Source organism: Caldicellulosiruptor obsidiansis OB47 (assembly GCF_000145215.1).
Taxonomy (GTDB): domain Bacteria; phylum Bacillota; class Thermoanaerobacteria; order Caldicellulosiruptorales; family Caldicellulosiruptoraceae; genus Caldicellulosiruptor; species Caldicellulosiruptor obsidiansis.
The window spans coordinates 190404-206973 of sequence record NC_014392.1 but is presented as its reverse complement, the minus strand read 5'-3'; the positions used below and the strand labels follow the sequence as shown (position 1 = coordinate 206973).

General features: G+C 33.1%; 14 protein-coding genes and 1 pseudogene. 8 read left to right on the top strand and 7 right to left on the bottom strand.

Annotated elements, in window-relative coordinates; translation table 11 throughout:
* Positions 1–10 precede the first annotated feature (10 nt).
* Together hydG and COB47_RS00785 are read right to left on the bottom strand one after the other, a co-directional pair.
* Positions 11–1444 carry a [FeFe] hydrogenase H-cluster radical SAM maturase HydG gene (gene hydG, locus COB47_RS00790; RefSeq protein ID WP_013289531.1) on the bottom strand — a complete coding sequence of 478 codons (1434 nt, stop codon included), beginning with the start codon at positions 1442–1444 and terminating at the stop codon, positions 11–13.
* A 23-nt stretch (positions 1445–1467) separates the two neighbouring features.
* Complete coding sequence (locus COB47_RS00785; protein ID WP_013289530.1) at positions 1468–1713, bottom strand: TM1266 family iron-only hydrogenase system putative regulator; 246 nt, start codon at positions 1711–1713, stop codon at positions 1468–1470.
* 323 nt (positions 1714–2036) lie between these two features.
* On the opposite strand from COB47_RS00785, the gene COB47_RS00780 reads away from it, so the two are divergent.
* From COB47_RS00780 to COB47_RS11850, 8 genes are all read left to right on the top strand, one after another.
* On the top strand, positions 2037–3131 hold the full coding sequence (locus tag COB47_RS00780; protein WP_013289529.1) for a glycosyltransferase: 1095 nt from the start codon (positions 2037–2039) through the stop codon (positions 3129–3131).
* A 1-nt stretch (position 3132) separates the two neighbouring features.
* Positions 3133–3759: a glycerol-3-phosphate acyltransferase gene (locus COB47_RS00775; protein WP_013289528.1), complete on the top strand. Its 627-nt coding sequence runs from the start codon at positions 3133–3135 to the stop codon at positions 3757–3759.
* Between the two features lie 132 nt (positions 3760–3891).
* A complete protein-coding gene (locus tag COB47_RS00770; protein WP_013289527.1) occupies positions 3892–5568 on the top strand; it encodes a glycoside hydrolase family 13 protein in 1677 nt (558 codons plus the stop codon).
* A gap of 153 nt (positions 5569–5721) precedes the next feature.
* Positions 5722–6144 carry a Fur family transcriptional regulator gene (locus tag COB47_RS00765; protein WP_013289526.1) on the top strand — a complete coding sequence of 141 codons (423 nt, stop codon included), beginning with the start codon at positions 5722–5724 and terminating at the stop codon, positions 6142–6144.
* Positions 6145–6167: 23 nt separating this feature from the next.
* Positions 6168–6704, top strand: coding sequence for a rubrerythrin (rbr, locus tag COB47_RS00760; RefSeq protein ID WP_013289525.1), 537 nt, complete (start codon positions 6168–6170; stop codon positions 6702–6704).
* Positions 6705–6975: 271 nt separating this feature from the next.
* Positions 6976–8145 carry a hypothetical protein gene (locus COB47_RS00755; RefSeq protein ID WP_013289524.1) on the top strand — a complete coding sequence of 390 codons (1170 nt, stop codon included), beginning with the start codon at positions 6976–6978 and terminating at the stop codon, positions 8143–8145.
* A 178-nt stretch (positions 8146–8323) separates the two neighbouring features.
* Positions 8324–8728, top strand: coding sequence for a DUF4234 domain-containing protein (locus tag COB47_RS00750; protein ID WP_013289523.1), 405 nt, complete (start codon positions 8324–8326; stop codon positions 8726–8728).
* On the top strand, positions 8682–9068 hold the full coding sequence (locus COB47_RS11850) for a DUF2752 domain-containing protein (RefSeq protein WP_307189120.1): 387 nt from the start codon (positions 8682–8684) through the stop codon (positions 9066–9068). The genes COB47_RS00750 and COB47_RS11850 overlap by 47 nt, the downstream gene beginning before the upstream one ends.
* A 25-nt stretch (positions 9069–9093) precedes the next feature.
* Here COB47_RS11850 and COB47_RS00745 read toward each other — a convergent pair whose 3' ends face one another.
* The 5 genes and pseudogenes from COB47_RS00745 to COB47_RS00725 all read right to left on the bottom strand — a co-directional run bounded on the left by COB47_RS00745 (position 9094) and on the right by COB47_RS00725 (position 16263).
* Positions 9094–9867 (bottom strand): CPBP family intramembrane glutamic endopeptidase, encoded by a 774-nt coding sequence (locus COB47_RS00745; RefSeq protein ID WP_013289521.1) that lies wholly within the window; start codon positions 9865–9867, stop codon positions 9094–9096.
* A gap of 22 nt (positions 9868–9889) precedes the next feature.
* Positions 9890–11572 carry a hypothetical protein gene (locus tag COB47_RS00740; RefSeq protein ID WP_013289520.1) on the bottom strand — a complete coding sequence of 561 codons (1683 nt, stop codon included), beginning with the start codon at positions 11570–11572 and terminating at the stop codon, positions 9890–9892.
* The gene (locus COB47_RS00735; RefSeq protein WP_013289519.1) at positions 11565–12347 is read right to left on the bottom strand and encodes an ABC transporter ATP-binding protein; all 783 of its coding nucleotides are present in this window, start codon (positions 12345–12347) and stop codon (positions 11565–11567) included. Before COB47_RS00735 ends, COB47_RS00740 begins: the two co-directional genes overlap by 8 nt.
* 163 nt (positions 12348–12510) lie before the next feature.
* Positions 12511–12882 (bottom strand): annotated as a pseudogene (locus COB47_RS12415) (acetylxylan esterase); the annotation flags it as partial.
* Between the two features lie 168 nt (positions 12883–13050).
* Positions 13051–16263, bottom strand: coding sequence for a hypothetical protein (locus COB47_RS00725; protein WP_237698940.1), 3213 nt, complete (start codon positions 16261–16263; stop codon positions 13051–13053).
* Positions 16264–16570: the final 307 nt, after the last annotated feature.

The window sequence follows — 16570 nt, the reverse complement described above, 5'->3', positions numbered from 1 at the left end:
TTGATTGATCTTAGAAATACAAATCTCTTACTCCACTTTTTATCATCTCAAGTCTTTTTTCTGTCTCTTTGCGCATTCTCTCATCTTTTATTTGATTTAAGCTCTCATATATCAAGCGTCTTCCAACCTCTTTTGTCTTTTCAGAGCTATAGTCCTCTAAATACTCCATAAAAGTCAAAAGCGCATTTGGTGTGCAAAAGTCCTGAATGTCACCTGTCTTTGCATACTGCATAAACAAATCCCCTGTTCTTCCCTTTCTATAACATGCTGTGCAGTAGCTTGGAATATAACCTGCCTCACAAAGTGTCCTTATTACTTCATCTGGACTTCTTTTATCTTCTACTTCAAACTGTGCAAGATCTTCATCTAAATCACCCGTGGATTTTCCTTCATATTCAAGTGTGTAGCCACCAACACCTGTGCAGGACCCAGCGCTGATTTGCGATATCCCAAGGTCAATTACTTCTTCTCTAAAACCTGGTCTTTCACGGGTAGATAAAATCATGCCAGTGTAGGGCACAGCAAGCCGAATTATTGCAACGATCTTTTTAAACTCGTCATCAGAAACAATGTAAGGATACCTTTCTTTTGTCACCTCAACACCCTCGGCAGGTCTAATCCTTGGCACAGAGATTGTATGTGGTCCTACTCCAAACCTTTCCTCAAGATGCTTTGCATGCAGAATCAGCCCAACAACCTCAAATTTATAGTCATAAAGCCCAAAGAGCACTCCAAGCCCAACATCGTCAATTCCTGCCTGCATTGCTCTGTCCATTGCCATTGCATGCCAGTCGTAATCTGATTTTGGCCCTTCGGGGTGCATGTATTCATAGGTTGGCCTGTGGTATGTTTCCTGGAAAAGTACATATGTGCCTATTTTTGCTTCTTTTAGCATTCTGTATTCTTCAATGGTTGTTGCAGCAATGTTGACGTTCACTCTTCTTATGTTTCCTTTTTCTTTATATACCGAATATATTGTTTTTATGCTATCTACTACATATTCAATTGGCGCTTCTTTTGGGTCTTCGCCAAGCTCAAGAGCAATTCTTTTGTGCCCAAGAGATTCAATTATTTCAACCTCTTTTCGTATCTCATCCATTGTAAGCTTTCTTCTTTTCATCTTCGTATTCGATCTGTGATAACCACAGTATCGACAGTTATTTACACAAAAATTGCTGATATAAAGAGGTGCAAAAAGCACAATTCTTTTACCATAAATCCTCTCTTTTACCTGCCTTGCCGCCTTAAAAAGTTTTTCCAAAAGATCTTTGTCCTCTATATAAAGAAGTGTTGCCACCTCATGAGGTTCAAGTCCATTTAGCTGCAAAGCTTTTTCAATTATTTCTTCCGCTCTATCAACATTTTTGCTCCCCTCTTCAAGGATATCATAAACCATCTGGTCATTTATAAACTCAGCTCTTTCCCACTCATCTTTTCTAAACATATCAAAATCACACTCCAAATTTATTATTTAGTAAGAGCACTTTTTACTTTTACACCACTCAAAGACCCAAGCTTTCCTGTGAGCGCACCAATCTCATCAGTTGTCCCATCAACTATAAGCGAAATCACACAAAGCCCTCTTTCTTTATATGGTATACCCATCCTTCCAACAATAATATCACCATGGTCACTTAGAATCTTGTTGAGCTTATCCGAAACCTCTTTCCTGTTCTCAACCACAATCCCAATAACGCCAATTCGTCTTTCCATAAAAACACCATTCCCTCTTTAAAAAAATAAATCCACCTCTCCTGACTTCTTAACCTTATTTAGTCAAAAGAGGTGGATACAAACCTTATTTTTGCAGTTTCCAATCCAATCCCCTCCTTATCAGGCCATTTTGCCCTCTAAGTCAGGAGCAAATGTTTAGTTTGTTAATATTATAACATATTTTTTAGTAAATTGAAATACTATTTCGTTCGTCAAGTAAAATTATCTTTTTTATTTCAAATCAAACAACAGTATATGATATGATATGATATAATGAAAGTAAGTATAGAACAACAAAAAAGTTAAAAAGGAGCTGGAATAAAATGACCTTTTTATTTTTACTTTTGATATGCTGGGCAGTAGGTTTTATCCTCTTTGCAAAAATCTCCTTAGATCAAGAAGAAACTACTGAAATGCCCGATGTGAAAGTCTCAGTTATCATCCCTGCTCGAAATGAAGAAAAGAACCTTCCTTTCTTACTTGAGTCGCTCAAAAGACAATCTTTAAAGCCCTATGAAGTAATAGTTGTAAACGACTTTTCAGAAGACAAAACAAAGGAGATTGCAAAAAGTTTTGACGTAAAGGTAATTGACAATCCACCAATCCCGGTCGGCTGGACAGGAAAAAACTGGGCTTTGTGGAACGGGTATTTGCACTCATCAGGACAGATTCTTATTTTTTTAGATGCTGATGTTCGGCTCTCTGAAGATGGCATTGAAAAGCTCACAAAAGCACTTTTTAAATCCAAAGGAGCAATCTCTGTAATTCCATATCACAAAACTGAAAAGTTTTACGAAAAGCTGTGCATGATTGTCAACATACTTGGTGTTTTTGCTTTTACATCGCCATATGAAAGAAAAAGCAAACAAAAAGGACTTTATGGTTCATGCATTGCACTTTTTCGTGAGGATTATCAAAAGATAGGTGGGCACAAAAGCATCTGCAGCAAAGTGACAGATGATTTGAGTCTCGGCAAACGCTTGAGCAGCTTCAACATCAATATAGAAAATTATCTTGGTATTGACAAAGTCTTTTTCAGAATGTATCCAAATGGTATAAAAAGCCAGATTCATGGCATTGCAAAAAGTGCAGCGCTTTCAATGCAGCTTCTACAAAGAAAGACTATACTCCTAATTGCTCTGTGGGTTTTAGGACTTACTTTATCAGGATTTTTGACACCTTTTTTGTTTTTTATTCGCCATCCTTTGCTGAAAATATTTTTGTTAGCATATCTACTTTATTTTGTCCAGATACTCTACCTTCAAAGATACATAGGAAATTTTGGAATTGTGATGCCTCTTTTCCATTTTGTATCTACAGCTTTTTTTCTGTTCATGGTTTTATACTCATTTTACCAGCTCAAATTTACAGGAAGTGTATGGTGGAAAGGAAGACAAATAGAAGTAGGGGGTAAGTAGAATGCTTGTTTTTATTGTACTTTTAGAGTTTTTCTGCGGATCTCTTATGTTCTCTTACTGGCTTGGAAAGTTATTCAAAAAGGATATAACAGCTGTCGGAGATGGAAATCCCGGTGCATTTAATTTGATACAAGCAGTCGGTTTTAAAATCGGAATTTTAGGTGTTGCTTTAGACTTTTTAAAAGGTTATTTTCCTCTTGTATACTTTGTTGAGAAAGGTTACCTTCCAAAATCGTATATAATTGCTGGCGCAATTGCACCAATCTTGGGTCATGCATTCTCGCCTTTTTTAAGATTTAGAGGCGGAAAAGCAATTGCTACTACATTTGGAGTGTGGAGTGCTACAACTCGTTTTAGGGTTTCTCTCTTCTATGCGGTAGTACTTGCCCTGCTGTTTTTAATAGCAAAAAAGCTAAAGCATGGTGGCCCTACCACAACACAAGAGGATGCTTTTATGGTAGTACTCGGTTTTACAATTGTGGGAGCATATCTTTATTTGAATAGCTTTTCGGTCTATCTTCTGACTTTGTGGTTTTTAAACCTAATTATAATGATATATAAAAACAAGGAAAAACTATCTTCTTTTTATATTTCGCTCACTGATAGACAACATGAGATAAAAAAATAAATTATTTTTCCTCAAAAGAATAGTTTAGTATCTTTTGTCCTGATAATGTTTTGTATAGCAAGTAATTCCTACTGTTTTTGTAAAATTTATGTTATACTATTTATATGCTATATTTTATTGAAAGGAGAAGTGATGGACTTGCACAAAAAGTGGTGGAAGGAAGCTGTTGTATATCAAATCTATCCTCGAAGCTTTTATGACTCAAACGGTGATGGAATTGGAGATTTGCCAGGAATAATAGAAAAACTTGATTATCTACAAGAGCTTGGAGTAGACGTTATCTGGCTCAACCCTATTTACAAATCTCCAAACGCAGACAATGGTTATGACATCAGCGATTACTATGACATCATGGATGAGTTTGGTACAATGGAAGATTTTGATAGATTATTGAATGAAGCCCACAAAAGAGGAATTAAAATTGTAATGGACCTTGTTGTAAACCATACATCTGACGAGCACAAATGGTTTTTGGAGTCAAGAAAATCAAAAGACAGTCCTTACAGAAACTTTTATTTCTGGCGACCGGGGAAAAACGGTAAACCTCCTAACAACTGGACATCCTTTTTTGGTGGCCCTGCGTGGGAGTATGACTCACAGACTGGAGAGTACTACCTACATCTTTTTGCAACAAAGCAACCAGACCTGAACTGGGACAATCCTCAGGTCCGTCAGGAAGTTTATAAAATGATGAAGTGGTGGCTTGACAAGGGTATAGACGGTTTTAGAATGGATGTGATAAATCTTATCTCCAAGGTGGAAGGACTACCAGACGATAGAGAAGGAGAAAAAAAAGGAGGACTTGTTGGTTTCAAATACTATGCAAATGGTCCGCGCGTTCATGAATACCTTCAGGAGATGAACAGAGAAGTCCTGAGCAAATACGACATCATGACAGTAGGTGAGACTCCATTTGTAACTCCTGAGATTGCAAAGCTGTATGTGGAGTATGACAGAAATGAGCTTAATATGCTCTTTCATTTTGAACATATGGACATGGACTGTGAAGGCAGCAAATGGAATGTAAAATGCTGGAAATTAACTGATTTGAAAAAAATAATGTACAAGTGGTATTTGGCATTGAAAGACAAGGGCTGGAATTCGCTTTACCTTAACAACCATGACCAGCCAAGGATGGTCTCACGTTTTGGCAATGATAAAGAATACAGGGTTGAGTCTGCTAAGCTTTTGGCGACTTTGCTTCACACATGGCAGGGAACTCCTTATATCTACCAAGGCGAAGAGATTGGCATGACAAACTGCAAGTTTAAAAGTATTGATGAGTTCAGAGACATTGAAACACTTAACTTTTACCGTGAAATGAAGGAAAAAGGCATATCAGATGATAGCATTTTAGAAATCCTGAACAAAAGAAGCAGAGACCATGCAAGAACTCCAATGCAATGGGACGACTCAGAAAACGCGGGGTTTACAACAGGAAAGCCGTGGATAAAGGTAAATCCAAATTACAAAGAAATAAATGTAAAGAAAGCTCTTGCTGACAAAGATTCTATCTTTTACTACTACAAAAAACTTATCCAGCTAAGAAAAACACATCCGGCAGTTGTATATGGTGATATTCAGATGCTTTATGAAAATGATGAAAAAATCTTTGCCTATACAAGAAGCTATGGAAATGAAAAACTTCTTGTTGTTATGAACTTTTCGGAAGAAGAAGTGGAATTTTGCGCACCAAAAGAAATATTCTTTAATAAGCCTGAGCTTTTAATCAGCAATTATGAGGTTGAAGATGATATTCAACAAAAAATTGTTTTAAAACCATGTGAATCGAGGGTATATAAAATATGAGAAAGTAAAAAGGGCTGTAAATAGATTGCAAAAACAGCCCTTTTGTTTTTAAAAAGTAATTTTCAAAATTCTTATTGACAAAATTAAAAGTTGTAATTATAATAAAATTGTAATTAGTTCAATACTAAAATAAGTTCACAGGGGGCGACCAAGATTAATGATCTAAAACTTTTAAAAGATCAGCTTGAGAAAAAAGGAATAAAACCATCTTTAATAAGGCTGAAAATCTATGAGTACTTGACAAAGCACAAAACCCACCCCACGGCAGAAGAAGTGTACAGTACTCTTTTAAAGGAAATTCCAACACTTTCTAAAACGTCGGTGTACAACACTTTAAGCCTTTTTGTTGAAAAAGGGCTTGCACAGATGATAACAATTGAAGAAAATATAGCAAGGTTTGATGCTGACACATCTGTTCACGGACATTTTCAGTGTAAGGTATGCGGAAAGATTTATGACTTTTTAGTTGAAAAAGATTCAATTGAGTCTTCCTTAGACCCAAGCTTTGATGTTGAGGAAATTTACGTCTACTATAAGGGTGTATGCCCTTATTGTAAAAATAAAAATCTATCTTAAGTTTATGGGAGGTTGATTTTAAGATGAAGGATTTGAAAGGAACACAGACAGAAAAGAACTTGTGGGCGGCGTTTGCTGGTGAATCTCAGGCAAGAAACAAATACACCTATTTTGCATCCCAGGCAAGAAAAGAAGGGTATGAGCAGATTGCAGCAATCTTTGAGGAGACAGCTGAGAATGAAAAAGAACATGCAAAGCTATTTTTCAAGTTCTTAAACGGAATTGGTAATACTCAAGAAAACTTAAAAGCTGCTGCAGAAGGCGAACATTACGAATGGTCTGAGATGTACAAAGAGTTTGCAAGGGTTGCAAGAGAAGAAGGATTTGAAGAGATAGCTATTGCTTTTGAGTTTGTCGCAAAGGTTGAGGAAAAACATGAAGAAAGATATAGAAAACTTCTTGAAAACGTTGAAAACGGCAAGGTATTTGTAAAAGACGATGTTGTTGTTTGGAAGTGCAGAAACTGTGGCTATGTTCATGTTGGCAAAGAAGCTCCAAAGGTATGTCCAACCTGCAAACATCCACAGTCGTTCTTTGAAATAAGAGCTGAGAATTATTAAAAATTAAAAAGGGCTGCCATTTGTTTTAAGAAGAGAGTGCATCTTTGGCAACATGTGGCAGCCTCTAAATTTTTAGAGCCAGATACTTCGCCATTTGCCAATAACACATTTTAAAATCTTGAGCACCTCATCTTCTTGTAAGAAAGATTTCAAATCATTTTTTTATTCTGTCGTATTAATCTGTTATTTAAAAAAATTATTGACAGCAAAAGATTTTTTGGATATACTTAGCATATATTAATTTCAAAGAATACTTGAGGAGGTAATTTTTTTGAAACTAAAAAGATCAGTAAAGTTGTTTTTTGTATTTGTTGTTATTTTGAGCTTTGTGATCTCCAGTGTTGCATATTCGCAAACAAATTCTGGGCTGCTAATTAAAGCAGGAAGTGCATATCTGCAGGCACAAAATGCAAAAACAGTCGATGAAGAGATAAGAATTGATCTTAGGTTTTCCCTTGGCAAGAATGCAAAGGAAGAAGATAAAATATTGGAAGAATTTTTGAAAAAAATGTATATAAAAACAAGAGTTGTATCAGATATTGTTAAACAAGAAGCTAATATGACTCTAAGTTTTTATTATAATAATAAACAAATTATAACGGGTTCTATTTATGCAAATAAAGAATTAGCTGTTTATAACTTTCCACAAATCTATTCGAAACCACTGTATGTAAAACTCAGTGATGCTTACAAAAATATGCCTGTCAAAATTGATGTTGAAAAATATACTAAGTTGTTTGATATAAAAGCTAATAAACAGCTACAGGATTTAGTAGCAAGTTATGCTCCAGTTTTGATGCCTCAACTCACAGCTGCTGCTAAGTTTTCTGACAAAAAGGTGGATGTTGTCTTTAGCAACGGGAAAAAACAAAGCTGTGATGAAATTATTTTTGAATTTAATAAAAATTCAAGTATAGAAATTTTAAAGACTATTTTAACAAAAGCAGCTAATGATGCTAAGACAAAAGAATTTATACTTCAACTTACAAAGCTAATACTTGAAGATTATAAAGCAAGCCTTCAGTCAAATATGCAAAGTCAAGAAGAACTAAATATCCCTGATTTAGATGTAAATGAAGTAATGGGGCTTATCAACCAAAATTATACTCAAACTATTAATGAAGCTGTTTACTCTATTGACGAGTTAAAGCCGCAGATACCACCTTTTACTCTTCAGTACAGAATGATGATAGATGATAAGAATAATTTAAAAGGTGAAAGGCTATATTTTTATCTAAAAGACTCTAATGATTTTAAAATAATGATTGATATAAAAGGTGTTATTAATTCTCTGAATGCAAATATTAAAGTTCAAAAAATTGATATATCAAACGGTGCTGATATGACAAAGTTGACCGAAAAAGACTTCGAAATCATGCAGAAAAACTTAGAAAATATACTCAAAAAATTAGGATTGCCAATGGTAGGAACAAAAATGTAGTGTAGTTTTTATAAATTCTTAAAAAACTAAAGGAGCTGCTAAAACTTTTTCAAAAAGCAGCTCCATTTTATTTTATTCTCCACCAAATCTTAAAGTTCGACATATTTTTCAATTTTTCGACAAGAAAAAATGTTATAATTTTTTTACAAGTACATACGTAATTAAAAGGAGGAGTTTTATGCCTGGTAAAAAAAGATCTGTTGTGGGACTGTTAATATTCTCAATCATTACATTAGGTATTTATTGGTTATACTGGATTTATGCAACTTCAAAGGAGACTCAGGAATATTCGGGAAAACAAACTCTAAGCCCAGGCCTCGAACTTTTACTTTGTATAATCACATGTGGTCTTTATTGGTTTTATTGGATTTACAAATATAGCAAAATTGCCGTTGAATGTCAGCAAAAAGCTGGTCTGCCTCCAGAAGATAATGCTGTTATAAACCTTATTCTTAGCATCCTTGGTCTTGGAATTATAAGCTCTATGATTCTCCAAGCAAGCCTGAATAAAGTGTGGGAATTTGAAAGCTCTAAAAATGACTCAGTTATTTCAACAACTGATACTTCAAAAAACAAGGAGTAAACAAATGTGTCTATTTCGAAGTATATGGGGAATTCCTTGCCCCGGCTGTGGTATGACAAGAGCTTTATTAGCTGTGTTAAAAGGAAATTTGTTGGCTGCATTTTACTACCACCCGTTGTGCGTGGTAGTAATTTTATATCCTGTAATATATATTATTTTCAAAGTTAGAAAATCCAAACAAATTTTTGATGTCTGGAAAAATAAAGCACTCAAAACAATCATTAGACTCTTTCTTTTTGTTTGGATAATCCGAATGATATTTTTCTTTCCTCATATTCCCCCTTTGGATTTCGAAAAAAACTCTCTAATTGGACGTTTATTGCAGCATTTATTTTATTAAAAGTATATCTTATTTCCACCTTAAATTATCTTGAGGCCCTGATTTTAATAGAAAGAAAATGTTTAATTGCTATGTACATCAAAACAACTCCAATTATTAAAGGCAAAATGAAGTCCTTTTGGGGAACCTTTTCATTTAAATAGACCGAATCAGAAAACAAAATTACAATAACAGCAAGAGAATTAACTGTAAAATGCATCACAATTGAACTCCAAATTGAACCTGTCCAATATAATGCAAGTGCTAAAAAAATTCCAATGAAAAATGCAAATATACCTTGATATAAATTTAAATGAATTAAACCAAACAGCAATGCTTGAACAACAATCGCTACAAAAATATTTAATCTGCTTTTTTGCATTACCCCAAAAATCAATCCTCTGAATATGAATTCTTCAAAAAATGGAGCTACTAATGCAATTGATATGCTCATTGAAATTATTCCGTTATTTTTCATTTTTTGATATTTATTGTAATAATCATTTCCGTCAGGAATTAAATTATCTATTCCTGTAAGTCCAGAAATTCCACCATACACAAATAAAAAAGATATTGCTAATAAGACCGAAAAAATAATATCCTTTATTGTTATTTTATGAAAACTACAGAGCTCTAAGATATTTACTTTTTTTCTTTTCAAAGAAATTAAAGCAAACACCATAAACAAAAAAGCACTCCCCATATAAAGCAGGGCAGTTGGTGGTGTAGATGTAAAAATTAATGCTACCACTGAAACTATCAACATACTTAGAAATAATAAGCCGATATACTTAAAAATCTCTTTCATAGCCTTTAACATGTTCAAATATTGCCCCCTTAAACTATAATCTTTTGTATGTTTGTTTAGCCACCGAATTATCTATGCTTTTGAAAAGACCTGACATTTCAAACATTAAAATCCACAAAATTGTATCAAGCACGATTAATCCCGCCAAAAAAATAGGTTTGGATTCTTTCGGCAACAAGCCGTGAACAAATCCTAACCCTATACCAATTGCCATATACATCAAATAAGTCAAACCTGAGCCTTTTTTCCCTGTTCCTCTTTCTTTGATATCGAGTGAAAATGGCATTTGGGCAGTTGCAAGTGGAAACATTAAAGTTGAGAAAAATATGAGAACAAAGAATATTATTAAATAGTCTATCAAAGAATTTCTCAAAAATATGAACATGCCAAACGATAGCAAAATAAATAATCTAACAACAATTGTGAAAACAAAAGCTAAATATGCACCTTTTTTTATATCAAATGGATTTTCAATGGGCATAGCATTGTAAATCCATGAAGCATTCTTGTTACTTGTAATTTGAATAGCTGGCAGGGTACTGATAACGCCTATTATGAAAGCATACATTGAATACAAGAAGAAAAATTGAATGTTAAAAGACTTTTGATGATCAGACTTATTGAAAATAAACTGAATAGCCGGTGCAATAACAACTACCAAAAATGTTGCAATAGTAGGGTAAATAATGCTTTTCAATGTCCTGTCTCTTTTAAGTTGTGCTTTTGCAAAGATATACGAAGCTCTCTGAATACCATTTCTCAAAAAAAGATTTGACAAAAATCCCACTTTGTAAATTTTTGGTTTTACCTCTGCTTCCCCACTGTTGAGTTTTACAAGATTCTTTTCCAAAATCTTGCCTGTGTAAAAAATTTGAAGCAGCAAAACTGCTAATGTAATGATAAGCGAAAATATACTCAACGCAACATATACTAAATTCTTGCCTTTACCAAACAAAACCTCAAACACAGCCGCAAACCACGAAGAAGGAAGTAGATATACCCAGAAATATTGAACTTTTCCAAAGTGTACGCTGCCGATTATCTGCACTATTCTTCCAGTAAGCTGATAAGCTGCAGTTGCTACAATCATAAAAACTATCTGAAAACTAACAATTATATCCTTTAGCTTTTCACCATCAAAATAAACCAAAATACCTGCATAAAGTAAGTGGCAGATGCAGTAAGAAAAGATTACCAGGAGAAAATAAATTAATACAAGCACAATGAAAAAAGCTACATTGTATTTGAATAAAACTAAAATCAAAGATGGAATAAAGGTTCGGATTGTCTTTGAAAAAATCATAACTACAATAAAATAATTTTTAGCAAATGAGTATGTTTTATCATCTACAGGTTTTGATAAAATGATGTTCTTTTCAGCTATGTCCAATATAAACCATGAAATGTCAGAAATAATTGTACTAACAAGGAGAAACATTAAAACAGCTATATTAAGTGAAAATTTAATAAATATTGGTGCATCAATAAGCAGAAACATAGCCGGGATGACACCTAAAATTAGTTCTATAAGAACTACAAAAACTCTTGTTACCCTATCAATTTGAGAGGCTCTTGAAAAACTCGGCAGAGTTCTTTTTGACATTAAGAATTTATACACAAGAATTGTCTTTGCAACATCAAAATTTATTCCCCATTTTCGAATCATGCCAGAGAACATCTCTAAAATCTTTATAGCCAAAAAATTATTATTACTCATCCCTTTCCCCCTTTATAATGCTTACAATTTCCTTTGCAATATCCTGATGATTTGTAAAGCCAGTCAACTGATTGAAAAGCTCTTCGAGATTTCTTTGTTTGAGCTTTTGCGCAAGTTCTTCAAATGGACCATCTGCAACAATTGTCCCTTGACTTAAAAGGATAATTCTATCGCTCACTCTCTCAACCACTTCCATAATATGTGAAGAATAAAATATGGTTTTACCTTCATTTTTGAGCTCTTTCATAAGTTCTTTGAAGACTGTTGCAGAATTAGCATCAAGACCTGTTAGTGGTTCATCAAAAAACAATAGGTCCGGATTGTGAATAAGGCTTGCGACAATAGCAAGCTTTTGTCTCATACCCTTAGAATATGTAGAAAGTCTGGAATTAATTGCTTCTTGCAGATCAAACATTTCAATGAGTCTCATAGCTCTTTTTGTTATCTGCCGCTCAGAAAGACCGTAAAGTTGGCCGACAAAATTCAGGTATTCAATTGCAGTAAGACTTTCATACAGTTCTATGATTTCCGGGACATACCCAATCCTTTTTTTATAAAGATACTTGTTTCTAATGTCCTCTCCAAAAATCTCTACCTTGCCTGTGTAATTTGGAATAATTCCTAAGAATATCTTTATAGTAGTACTTTTGCCCGCACCATTTGGTCCAATATAACCCACAATCTGGCCAGGTTCTACATCAAAGCTAATACCATTGAGGACATTACCCTGCCCATAGTCCATGTAGAGGTCTTTTACCGACAATATATATCTCAACCCTACCACCCTTTTTATATAAAAGCTTCAAAACAATCATTTTATAGCCTCATTTTGTCATAATTATACCATAAAATACTACTTTAGAAAACAAAAAAGACTGAGGCAAGTTTTTCTTAAGCTGCACCCCAGCCATTTGTTTTTAATCTTTTTTGAAATTGATTCATTTTAGCATCTCCATAAAATACATAAAAATCTTATCATTTAGCCCAAATATAGTCTCATGGCCAAAGTCAGGGTAGATGAGCATTTGTTTTTTGGATTGTATCTTGTTGTAAACTGCAAACTAGGTAGTTGGTAGGCAGATTGTGTTTATTAATCCTGTCACCATTAAAACCTCTGCTTTTATCCACTTTGCAAGGTGCTGAACATCTATGTAACCCAGTTTTGTAAAAATTTCTTCTTCTCTTTCGTGCAGAGGGTCTCTAAATCTGAAATATGTTTTTATTTCTTCATAAGCATCTTTTGCTAAATCCATCTCCCAAATTCTCTTATAGTCACAAAGGAAAGGATAAACAGATACAACTCTTGAGATAACAAATCACTTTTCTTTTGAGTATGTTATGTTTTATTAAGCTCATACTTAATATTATTTTACAATCTGGAAGAGAATTGGTGGCAACATATCTCTTTTCTTTATCGTAATAGCTTGTTGAATAATTAACTTTCTAATACATGTATACAAGCATATTTAATAGTGTATTTATTTTCTCCTTATTAATAGTAACCACAAATTCATTGCAATATATATAATTGATACTAATAAACCAAACACATAAGCCATCTGTGTTTTTTGCCCAAATGTATATTTGTTGCTTTGATTATAAAAACCATTTAAGAAAATATTTACTTGTTTTGCTTTTTCACCATTGTTTTCCCATAGAGGATTATAAGCTTCATTCAATATATTCAATTTGCTACCTTTTTGTATATTACTTGGTAAAATCACTACCGAGGAGAATTTGTTCATTTCGCTTATCTCTATAAATCTAATTTGTTTCAATTCAAACATACCATCTTCTTTACCATTACTACGTACAAAAAACACTATCTGCACAAAACCATCTTTTTTGGCTGAAAATATACTTTGTCCTTTATTGTTAAATATGTCTATATATTGACTATCATAAAGTACTTTATTCTTATCCATAAATAAAATCTTAGCACTAACTTCTGCCATTCCTTTTGTTTTAATATCAAAGTCTACATAGTATAATTCATTTTTCCTTGACTCTATTTGTTTTGTTCCATAAATTAGCCAGTATTTAATTCTATCAGAGTATATATCTGAATACTTGCTGCTAAAAATTTTATTTTCTTTCTTCTTAGTTGTCACAGCTTCTTGAAGAATATTTGAAATTAATATATAAAGAGTGTCATCCACTTTTAAATTAACCTTAACCTCTTCTGGATGTAAAACATGGATATCATTAGGTTCTGTTAAAGATTTTAATCCATTTTCAACCTTTATTTCCAAAATATATTGCCCCTTTTTCAGAAAACCAAGATCAATATAGTATAATTGTGAATTCCATTTTGGATTTCCTTCTTTTTCAATATTCAAAAAATACGAATAAGGCTTGTTAGAAACATAAAATCTTATACCATTAAAGTTATTGTTAATTAGTTTTAAAAACTTCAAATATCCAAATCTCATAACTTTATTGTCTTTATTTTTCAATGTTATTGCTACTTTATTTGTAATATTTCCTATAAAATATAATTTATAGTGATCATTTCTTAATATATCTATTTTCTTAGTATAAATCCCTTCAGTTATTATGTCTAACTGACTGTCAACAAAGTTTGGATGAAGATAATAATTTTCCAAATTTTTAATTTTATAACCTTTTTCTAATGTAAATTCATTGCTAAACAACACTATTGCTTGTTTACTCTTCAAATCCATGTTTTGAATTTCTTTATGTAACCAATCAGGTAAAACACAAAGAAGGTTCAAAAGTACAAACCCTTCTTCTGGTTTTATAATAATTGTGTCTCTGGTATATTTACCAACATACAACCATTTAAACTGGTTCTCATCACCTTTTAAATTTATTTTGGTATCATTGATTTTAACCTTTCCACCATTCTCATTCACTAAAGCTCTCACGTAAAGATGGTATTCCCCTTTAATATATGAAGGAACTTTTATTCTCAGTTCATTGGATGAAATGCTCGAAAAATATCTCAACTCAAAGTCATGAATCCAAAAATATACCGGAGTTTTTTGATCCTCAAGTAACCAAAGCTCCACCCTCATATACTTTGTTGCAGGTGGTACAACAGCATTAGCAGTTATAAGTGCTTTATTAAATTCAGCTACTTCTCCAGGAACACTACCATAAACCACTCCTAATTCATTCATGTTCTGATTGAAAAATTTGAGCTTAAAATGAACTTTTCCAGCATTTACACCGGAAACTACTGCTCGAAGACTTATAAACCCAGGTTTTATTGACATAAGTTTTGACCTTGCAATTTTCCAGAAAACATTACCAATAAATTTTTTTGGGGCAACTTCCGCTGCTAAGATGCTATTGCCCATTACATCTTTTGTAATCTCGAGTTTAAAATTTGTCTCCTCTTTGTCAATTTCAAAAAAATCTGTTTTCACAATATCATTGGAGTTGAGAATAACCTCCCCAACATTTTTATTTAACTTATATGGAGGAAGTTCCACTGTATAGGGTGTATACGTGAATATGAATCCCTTACCATAATCATAATCCCAGGGCAGACGATTTAAACTGTTTACTTTGTGAATCCAAAACCAGTCTGACTCTTTGCACATTGACTTAGCCCAGCCTACATACGGATTTCCTGTGTTTATTTTGTCAAACAGTGAAATTATATATTTCTCAGGGATAATCTGTTGAAAAATATCAAATCTACTATCGCCTACCACTAAGTTTACCTTTCTAAGGTCAAACTCTTCTCTTTTCCCCTGAGACCAGACTATGTTATATCCTTTTGTTCCTAATATATTTTCAAAATCAAAGAGCTGAATAAAATGGTTTAATCCTTTGGTATTGTAAATATCCAATTTTGTGTTATTTGGATTCTTCTCTACATCGTAAAGATAAATAAACCCTAATTTCTTTCTTAGCTTAACTCCTTTTTGTTTTTCCAGAACAAAAAGATTAAATTTTTGTCTTTCTTCTTGATTTTGGACATCTCTGTGATAAGCCACTTGATTGAAACCTGTAAGCTCTAATAATCTGCCTATTTTGTCAGTTCCACCTTTATCCAATAGATGCTGTAAATAAGAATAAAAATAGGAAACTGTTCCTACATTGTTTTCATGTTGAAATATTGTATTTTTGGAAGAAGCATATACATGAAAATCCCCAACCGCCTTCATTGAACCAGGCATTTCATTGTTCACATTCCATTTATAAGCAGATATGCCATTCAAAAGTACCATATTGTCCATAGTAGGTATCCACAATATTTTACCATCTTTTGTATAATACTTGCTTATTTCTTTATATTCTTTAGGAATTGGCACACCCTTGTAATAATTATCGATGTAGAAAATTTTAACTGGTCTTTGATAGTAATAGAAACAAAGCAACATGACTAAAACAAAAGCTACTGCAAATTTTCTGCCAAAGCCTGCATTTAACAGGAAAAATACTATTCTGTCTACTCCAAAACCCAGGATTATAGCTAAAAAACAAGCCAGTATACCTACAATTTTGTTAGGATCTCTAAAGAGATGACCTATTACCGGAATGTTTGTTACTACCTTAACATATACATCAGCTAAGGGGTCAACATTTGTTCCTAAAGAAAGTAAAATTACCAAACTTGTTACTATAGTGAAAAGTCTTACATAAAAATGCCACCCAAAGCGATAAAATATTATGTATGCAATTATGAGAAGGAAGACTCCTCCAGCAATCCAAAACATATTGTCTAAAAACATTTCTAAGTTAAAAAATGGAAGCCAGTAGGAAATTAAATATAGAACATTCTGTACAGAACTATTTCGTGAAAATAACTGAAGTGTATCAACTACATTCACATTTTGAGGTTCAATATTGACAAATAATAGCGCTATCGAATATGTCAAAAACCAATACAGATTTCCAACTATCATCAAAATAATCATTGTAAAGTATTTTCTTGTGTAAAACAAAAGTATAGCTTTAGAATACCTATTCAGTTTCCATATTCTTAGTATAATCCCTATAAATAGTATAGTAAGAAAAATGATG

Bases quoted from the DNA above. Each gene is read 5' to 3' on its own strand.
- COB47_RS00750 (WP_013289523.1), top strand. From the start codon at position 8,324: ATGCCTGGTAAAAAAAGATCTGTTGTGGGACTGTTAATATTCTCAATC.
- COB47_RS00780 (WP_013289529.1), top strand. From the start codon at position 2,037: ATGACCTTTTTATTTTTACTTTTGATATGCTGGGCAGTAGGTTTTATC.
- COB47_RS11850 (WP_307189120.1), top strand. From the start codon at position 8,682: ATGACTCAGTTATTTCAACAACTGATACTTCAAAAAACAAGGAGTAAA.
- COB47_RS00775 (WP_013289528.1), top strand. From the start codon at position 3,133: ATGCTTGTTTTTATTGTACTTTTAGAGTTTTTCTGCGGATCTCTTATG.
- COB47_RS00745 (WP_013289521.1), bottom strand. From the start codon at position 9,867: ATGTTAAAGGCTATGAAAGAGATTTTTAAGTATATCGGCTTATTATTT.
- hydG (WP_013289531.1), bottom strand. From the start codon at position 1,444: ATGTTTAGAAAAGATGAGTGGGAAAGAGCTGAGTTTATAAATGACCAG.
- rbr (WP_013289525.1), top strand. From the start codon at position 6,168: ATGAAGGATTTGAAAGGAACACAGACAGAAAAGAACTTGTGGGCGGCG.
- COB47_RS00770 (WP_013289527.1), top strand. From the start codon at position 3,892: ATGGACTTGCACAAAAAGTGGTGGAAGGAAGCTGTTGTATATCAAATC.
- COB47_RS00740 (WP_013289520.1), bottom strand. From the start codon at position 11,572: ATGAGTAATAATAATTTTTTGGCTATAAAGATTTTAGAGATGTTCTCT.
- COB47_RS00785 (WP_013289530.1), bottom strand. From the start codon at position 1,713: ATGGAAAGACGAATTGGCGTTATTGGGATTGTGGTTGAGAACAGGAAA.
- COB47_RS00725 (WP_237698940.1), bottom strand. From the start codon at position 16,263: ATGTTTTGGATTGCTGGAGGAGTCTTCCTTCTCATAATTGCATACATA.